Genomic DNA, 6579 nt, shown 5'->3' with positions numbered 1-6579 from the left:
GTTAGTAGTTGGTAGTTAGTGGTTAGTAGTTGGTAGTTAGTGGTTAGTAGTTGGTAGTTAGTGGTTAGTAGTTAGTAGTTGTTTAATACTTACTCCTCACACTCCTCACACCCCTCACACCCCTCACACCTCCCACCACCCCATCTCCCCATCACCCCATCATTCCATCTCCCCATCTTTCCCCCCCTTCTCCTCTAGCCAAGCTTTGAGCAAATCAGGACGGCGATCGCTTGTTCTTTGAATTTGTTGTTGCAACCGCCACTTAGCAATTTCATTGTGATTGCCAGACAGTAGCACATCTGGTACTTTCCAACCACGGAAATTTGCTGGACGGGTGTATTGGGGATAATCTAATAATCCTTCTTCAAAACTTTCTGATTTGAGGGACTCGACTTTGCCAACAGTTCCTGGTAGTAGGCGCATTACACCATTAATCAAAGCCATTGCTGGAATTTCCCCACCGGTGAGAATAAAATCGCCCAAGGATATTTCACGGGTGACTAAATGTAGTACTCGCTCATCTACACCTTCATAGTGACCACAAATCACCACCAATTGGTCATAATTGGTTGCTAACTCTCGTAACAGAGGTTGATTCATTGTTTGACCTTGGGGACTCATCAGAATCACCTCTCTTCTGGGTAAAACAGGCAGGGATTCAACGGCGGCAAAAATTGGTTCTGGCTTCATTAGCATTCCGACACCGCCGCCGTAGGGTTCATCATCGACTTTGCGATGCTTATCGGTAGTAAAGTCGCGGGGATTGATCAAATTTACCTGAGCAATCTGTTTGGACAAGGCTTTACCAATCAGCCCTGAATTCAGAATAGAGGCAAAACTATCAGGAAATAGCGTAACTATATCAAAGCGCACAGTATTTCGTATTGGAGAACACTAATCTTAAATTTGGAATGTCTAGCACAGTACGGCAGAAATAATTAGAAAGTTAATAAAAAAGTCAAAAAATGGGTAGATGTTATGGTGATTAATTCTTTCTGCCAGGGTTCCCAAAAATTGCTGCCACAGGCAAAAACTTTTGGTGTTCCCTTTTTGCCTACCCAACAGATACATCGTCTGCACGAGCGTCTACAGCATAGCAGCATAGCTGCTTTTTGGTGCTGGCTTCAAACTAGCCGATGTTGTATGTAACACACATGAAGTTGTTTGAGTGTATCTATAAGTACTAGAAAGAGTGAGATTCTATGAGTCAATAAAAGTTTTTCTAATTACTTAATTTATGTTTAAATATTGTCACATCTAAATTTAATTAATTCGGCGTCAGTCCCTGGCTATACCTAACGGTTAGCAGTGGAATATCAGCCGAAAGATGAAAAATTAACTTATAACTGCCTTGAGAAGCAGGGTGGCTGCGCGGGTTCTCCTTTGATGAGATAAAGGCACAAATGCCAGAGATGCTGAGTAAGGCTCAAATCGTCTTCAGTGACGAACATCTTTAAATGATGTCCCCAACAGAGCATCGGCAAATGAGACGCGAAGCCCCCGCTATAACGTTAAGCGTTTAGCGGTGGGTACTTCACTATTCTGACTAGGTTAACAACTTCCAGGATGCATCGAACCAGCCTCAAAAAGAAAGTGCGTCAATACCTGTTTGTGTTTCCCAAAATTAGAGGAGACACTCAAACGGACAACCACCCAAGAGACACGCGACAAAGCGTCTACAAGATCATGGCATTGCGATCGCAGTCACTACAACAAGATGCTATTAACTATAACTGCAAATGTGTCGCCACCGTGACGGCAAGGAATATGGGGGATTGGGGATTGGGCATTGGGCATCGGGCATTGGGCATTGAGTATTGGAAAATCATCAGTATCTTAATTACCCTTACGGGTTCGCGCTTACGCTCATGGGGGAGAACCCCCCTTGGGGCGCGCTGGCTCACCAATTACCCATTACCCATTACCAATTACCCATTACCAATTACCCATTACCAATTTAGGCGCGAAAATAATTGGGCTGCTGACCTTGTAATTTTCACCTGAAGTTGTTGACAGGAGAAACACAATGCCGGAATTACAAGCTAAATTGCTGGAAATGAGGACACCCCAAGCAACAAAAACTGCCGTTCTGGTGATCGGAGGCGCAGAAGATAAAGTCCATGGCCGCGAGATTTTGCGGACTTTTTTTGCCCGTGCTGGTGCTAATGACGCCCACATAGCAATTATTCCCTCTGCCTCTCGTGAACCCTCTATCATCGGTGGTCGCTATATCCGTATTTTTGAGGATATGGGTGCTAAAAAAGTTGAGCTTCTGGACATACGGGAAAGAGAGCAGTGTGAATACCGTGATTACCAACAGTCCCTGGAAGCTTGTACCGGGGTTTTTTTAACAGGAGGTGATCAATTACGACTGTGTGGCGTTTTATCAGACACACCAGCAATGGATATTATCCGGCAGCGAGTTAGGTCTGGAGAACTCACACTCGCAGGTACTAGTGCAGGTGCGGCAGTTATGGGACATCACATGATTGCTGGTGGTGGTAGTGGTGAGTCGCCCAATCGTTCGTTGGTGGACATGGCCACCGGCTTGGGATTTATCCCTGAAGTGATTGTAGACCAACATTTTAACAATCGTAACCGCATGGGGCGTTTGATGAGCGCGATCGCTTCTCATCCAGATCGTCTGGGGATTGGCATTGATGAAGATACTTGTGCGTTGTTTGAACGTGATGGTTGGTTACAAGTTTTAGGCAAGGGTTCGGTTACAATAATAGATCCGACCGAAGTCACTCACACCAACGAACCGCATGTGGGAGCAACCGAACCTTTGAATCTGCACAATTTGCGCCTGCACATCCTCAGTCATGGCGATCGCTTCCACCTTTACCAACGCACTGTTCTACCTGCTGTCTACCGCATCTCCAGCTGACGGACTTAAGTATCTGGAGTTACACTGAGTTGATCGCGCAATTCTACGTTGCAGCAAAAAAATGAGAGTAATACGATGTAAGAAGAAAAAACTGTTTACCATGAACAGTTTGGCGGTCAATTTCAGTAAGAAACTAGAATTTTGGTTCCGAATCTCCATCTACCTATTCCCATGAGAATCCTCAAAATCCAGACCTTACGCGGCCCCAACTACTGGAGCATTCGACGCCACAAACTAATCGTCATGCGCCTTGATCTAGAAAATCTTGCCGAGACGCCCTCGAATGAGATCCCTGGCTTTTATGAAGGACTAGTTGAGGCTCTGCCTAGTCTGGAGGGTCACTACTGCTCGCCTGGCTGTCGTGGTGGTTTTTTGATGCGAGTGCGCGAAGGCACCATGATGGGTCACATCGTGGAACATGTCGCCTTAGAACTGCAAGAATTAGCCGGTATGCATGTCGGTTTCGGTCGTACTCGGGAAACGTCTACATCAGGTGTTTACCAAGTCGTCTTTGAGTATCTAAATGAGGAAGCCGGACGCTATGCAGGTAGAGCCGCAGTCCGGCTGTGCCAAAGTATTGTTGACCGAGGCCGTTATCCAAAGGCGGAGTTAGAACAAGATTTACAAGACCTGAAAGACTTATGGCGTGATGCAGCCTTGGGGCCTTCCACAGAGTCAATCGTCAAAGAAGCTGAAAAAAGAGGTATTCCCTGGATGCAACTGGGGGCACGCTTCTTAATTCAACTGGGTTATGGTGTCAACCAAAAGCGGATGCAGGCAACCATGACCGATAACACCGGTATTTTGGGAGTAGAACTGGCTTGCGATAAAGAAGCCACCAAACGCATTCTTGCCAGTACAGGTGTACCAGTCCCCAAAGGTACGGTGATTAACTTTTTGGACGATTTGCCAGAAGCAATTGAATATGTTGGTGGCTATCCCATTGTCATCAAACCCTTAGACGGAAATCACGGGCGTGGCATCACCATCGACATCCAAAATTGGGAAGAAGCAGAGGCAGCCTACGACGCAGCTAGACAAGTTTCTCGCTCAATTATTGTAGAGCGATATTACAAGGGGCGTGACCATCGAGTCTTGGTTGTAGACGGTAAAGTAGTGGCAGTTGCGGAACGTGTACCTGCTCATGTGGTTGGTGATGGCAGATCTACGATTGCGGAATTGATAGAGGAAACCAATAAAGATCCAAATCGTGGTGATGGACATGACAAGGTTCTCACCAAAATTGAACTTGACCGCACCAGCTATCAGTTACTGGAAAGGCAAGGTTACACCCTCGATAGCGTATTAGCTAAAGACGAAATTTGCTATTTACGGGCAACGGCAAACTTAAGTACAGGTGGTATTGCTGTAGATAGGACAGATGAAATTCACCCGGAAAACGTTTGGTTAGCCCAGCGTATCGTCAAGATTATAGGTTTAGATATCGCCGGCATTGATATCGTCACATCAGATATTAGTCGCCCCTTACGAGAGGTTGAGGGTGTGATTGTAGAAGTCAATGCTGCTCCTGGCTTCCGGATGCATGTTGCCCCCAGCCAAGGCATTCCCCGTAACGTTGCAGGGGCAGTGATTGATATGCTGTTCCCCAACGAACAAGCTAGCCGGATTCCGATTTTGAGTGTTACGGGTACAAACGGCAAGACCACCACTACCCGGCTACTAGCTCACATCTACAAACAGACGGGTAAGGTAGTAGGTTATACTACAACAGACGGTACTTATATCGGAGATTACTTAGTCGAAGTTGGGGACAACACAGGCCCGCAAAGCGCCCAGTTAATCTTGCAAGACCCGACAGTAGAAGTAGCAGTGTTGGAAACAGCTAGGGGTGGGATTCTCCGCTCTGGCTTGGCTTTTGAAGCCGCTAATGTCGGTGTAGTGTTAAATGTTGCTGCTGATCACTTAGGGATTGGTGACATTGATACAATCGACCAACTAGCACATCTCAAGAGTGTGGTTGCCGAAGCCGTTTATCCTGATGGCTACGCTGTTCTCAACGCCGATGATCCCCGCGTAGCTGCGATCGCAGAACGAACAAAAGCTAATATTGCTTACTTCACCATGAACCCAGAATCGGAATTGGTGCGAAACCACATCCAAAAGGGTGGAGTTGCAGCAGTATACGAAAATGGCTTTTTGTCAATATTAAAAGGGGATTGGACACACCGCATCGAACGCGCAGAAAATATTCCCCTGACGATGGGTGGAAGGGCGCCATTTATGATTGCCAACGCTTTGGCAGCTTCCTTAGCGGCGTTTGTGCAAAACGTGTCAATTGAGCAAATTCGGGCTGGCTTAAATACATTCCGGGCTTCGGTGAGTCAAACACCAGGACGGATGAACTTGTTTAACTTGGGTAACTTCCACGCTTTGGTAGATTATGCCCACAATCCCCACAGTTACGAAGCTTTAGGTTCCTTTGTCCGCAACTGGACAAATGGCGATCGCATTGGTGTTATCGGTGGGCCTGGCGATCGACGTGATCAAGACTTTGTGGCTTTGGGTAAGCTGTCAGCGGAAATTTTTGACTACGTAATTGTCAAAGAAGATGACGACACCAGAGGTAGGGTGCGGGGTTCAGCTGCGGAATTAATTGTTCAAGGTATTAAGCAAGTAAATCCTAATTACGAATTTGAAGTGATTCTGGATGAAACCCAAGCCATTAACAAAGCCTTGGATATTACCCCTGAGAACAGTTTGGTGGTGATTTTACCAGAAAGCGTCAATCGTGCCATCAAGTTGATTAAAGCGCGTGGTGTTGTTAAGGAAGAAGTTCCGCAACAAAATACCACCCCCGCAACTGTAGATTCTCAAATGGGTGTGACTTCATCTGTTGTCAATTCGATTATTTAGTCAATGGCCATTTGTCATTTGTCATTTGTCATTTGTAAACACAAAGGACTAATGACAAAGAACAAATGACTATTTTTATTTTTCTTCTTCTTCGGGGTTGGTATCCTCATCAGTTGTGATTTTATTCATTTCTTCTTTAAAACCCCGCAAAGTTTTGCCTAATGCGCTTCCTAGTTCGGGGATTTTTTTCGGCCCAAAAATTAATAAGGCGACGATCGCGATTACACCTACTTCTGTCCATCCCAGTCCAAACATAAATGTCTCCTGTGAAAAAACTCTACTTAGAATATAGTAGGGTGGGGAATGTATACATGATGTTGTGATTTTATTTGGGGTGTTAGTGGTTGATCAATTTTTTGAATCACAAAGGCACAACGGAAAATCGATTTTGAAGATTCTGGCGTTATAGCGATCGTAATACCTACTGGCGCGCCTCCGTTGGAGACTCACGTTAAATTACTGCATTAATAAACCGCACCAGGCAAGAGAGAACACACCAGATAGAAAAAGAGATTTTTGCACAAAATAGCCCGTCACACCACTACTTAAGCTTTATTGGTGCAAACCTGTAGGTGTTTTTTGGAAGAGGTGAATTTTAATCGCTGGAAGCCCTGCCAGTTCTGGCTGAGGGGGTGACAACCGCAGTCAACTTGTGGCAGGGCAAGCCTTTCAGGTGACGGACGCCCTCAAAGATAAAAAGCAACAGCAAGATTTTTCTTATTCATCAGCACTCAAAACTCCTATTTTCACAAAGCGCGATCGCGCTCAATTAATTCTCATCTTTTCAGCAGTGATTAAAGTGAAAGGCAAGCCAA

The 6579-nt window shown here is 45.6% G+C and carries 6 protein-coding genes; 4 read left to right on the top strand and 2 right to left on the bottom strand.

Annotation, left to right across the window (positions count from 1 at the left end; genetic code table 11):
- Positions 1–159: 159 nt before the first annotated feature.
- A complete protein-coding gene (gene trmD / locus UYI_RS0129120) occupies positions 160–873 on the bottom strand; it encodes a tRNA (guanosine(37)-N1)-methyltransferase TrmD (RefSeq protein ID WP_016870216.1) in 714 nt (237 codons plus the stop codon).
- A gap of 105 nt (positions 874–978) precedes the next feature.
- On the opposite strand from trmD, the gene UYI_RS37340 reads away from it, so the two are divergent.
- The 4 genes from UYI_RS37340 (at position 979) to cphA (ending at position 5764) form a co-directional block, all read left to right on the top strand.
- The gene (locus UYI_RS37340; RefSeq protein WP_157226412.1) at positions 979–1149 is read left to right on the top strand and encodes a hypothetical protein; all 171 of its coding nucleotides are present in this window, start codon (positions 979–981) and stop codon (positions 1147–1149) included.
- 417 nt (positions 1150–1566) lie between these two features.
- Positions 1567–2004, top strand: a complete 438-nt coding sequence (locus UYI_RS37335) for a hypothetical protein (protein WP_157226411.1) — start codon at positions 1567–1569, stop codon at positions 2002–2004.
- Positions 2005–2026: 22 nt separating this feature from the next.
- Entirely contained in the window at positions 2027–2890 is an 864-nt protein-coding gene (locus tag UYI_RS0129110; protein ID WP_016870214.1) for a cyanophycinase, read from the top strand.
- Positions 2891–3061: 171 nt separating this feature from the next.
- Positions 3062–5764 carry a cyanophycin synthetase gene (cphA, locus tag UYI_RS0129105; protein ID WP_035139090.1) on the top strand — a complete coding sequence of 901 codons (2703 nt, stop codon included), beginning with the start codon at positions 3062–3064 and terminating at the stop codon, positions 5762–5764.
- 75 nt (positions 5765–5839) lie between these two features.
- Here the strand turns inward: cphA and UYI_RS0129100 are convergent, their stop codons facing one another.
- Positions 5840–6019: a Sec-independent protein translocase subunit TatA/TatB gene (locus tag UYI_RS0129100; protein ID WP_016870212.1), complete on the bottom strand. Its 180-nt coding sequence runs from the start codon at positions 6017–6019 to the stop codon at positions 5840–5842.
- Positions 6020–6579: the final 560 nt, after the last annotated feature.

The sequence above is a fragment of the Fischerella muscicola PCC 7414 genome, assembly GCF_000317205.1.
Taxonomy (GTDB): Bacteria; Cyanobacteriota; Cyanobacteriia; order Cyanobacteriales; family Nostocaceae; genus Fischerella; species Fischerella muscicola.
The sequence above is the reverse complement of the archived record's forward strand: the minus strand, read 5'-3'. Positions and strand labels throughout refer to the sequence as shown.